This is a genomic window from Streptomyces sp. NK08204 (assembly GCF_020400585.1).
In the GTDB taxonomy this organism is placed as follows: Bacteria; Actinomycetota; Actinomycetes; order Streptomycetales; family Streptomycetaceae; genus Streptomyces.
The window spans coordinates 1-967 of the sequence record NZ_JAINVF010000075.1 but is presented as its reverse complement, the minus strand read 5'-3'; the positions used below and the strand labels follow the sequence as shown (position 1 = coordinate 967).

Below are 967 nucleotides of genomic sequence, written 5' to 3'. Positions count from 1 at the left end.
TGAGCTCACGCTGCTCCAGCAGCCCCACGACCGACGGCATCCCCGACCTCCACCTCAGCGACGACACGACACATCACTACTGCCACGAGGCCGCCGACCCTATATTTAGAAGTCATCTCATTTGGTGAGTCTGCGGTAGCAGATGAGGGTGCAGGCGATGCTGGTGAAGGCGAGGAAATGCTCGGCCTTGCGCTCGTAACGGCGGTGGAGGCGGCGGCAGCCGGCGAGCCAGGACATGGTGCGCTCGATGGTCCAGCGGTGGCGGCCCAGCCTCTGCGAGGACTCGATGCCCTTGCGGGCGATGCGGTGGGTAATGCCCCGCTGCCGTAACCATCGCCGCAGGTAGGAGTAGTCGTAGCCCTTGTCGGCGTGGAGCTTGCCAGGCTTGCGTCGCCGTCGTCCGCGGCGGGAGCGGATTGGCGGAATGCCCTTCACCAGCGGGATCAGGGCCTGGCTGTCGTGCAGGTTCGCCCCTGAGATGCCGATGGAGAGCGGCAGACCGGTCCGGTCTGTGATCAAGTGGATCTTCGAGCCGTACTTGCCTCGATCCACAGGATTCGGACCGGTCAGGTCCCCCTTTTCAGGGCCCGCATGTTCACGGAGTCGATGGCGCAGCGGGACCAGTCCAACTCGCCGCGGAGGCCGAGTTCATCGAGGACCAGGCGGTGAAGCTTGGCCCACACTCTGGCCTTTGTCCACTCAGTGAAGCGCCGGCGGGCCGTCGCCCCGGACGGCCCGAATGACGCGGACGGCAACTGCTGCCACGTGCAGCCTGACGTGGCCACGAACACGATTGCCGCCAGAACCTCGCGGTCACCGTGCCGGCGCCGGCCGCCGCCCTGCGGACGCGTCGGCGCCTCCGGCACCACCCGCTGGAACAGCTCCCACAATTCGTCCGGCACCAGCCGCTCAACGATCCCCACCACAGCCGAGAGCCTACCGAACCTCCCAAATGAGATGATGTCTT

The 967-nt window shown here is 66.2% G+C and carries 1 protein-coding gene; it reads right to left on the bottom strand.

Annotated elements, in window-relative coordinates; all coding sequences use genetic code 11:
- Window positions 1–117: 117 nt before the first annotated feature.
- Window positions 118–917 (bottom strand): IS5 family transposase gene (locus K7G59_RS34355; protein WP_225840662.1). Its coding sequence is split into 2 segments (ribosomal slippage): window positions 118–579 and window positions 582–917, totalling 798 coding nucleotides; the frame shifts between segments, so codons are not numbered across the junction.
- Between the last annotated feature and the right edge of the window lie 50 nt (window positions 918–967).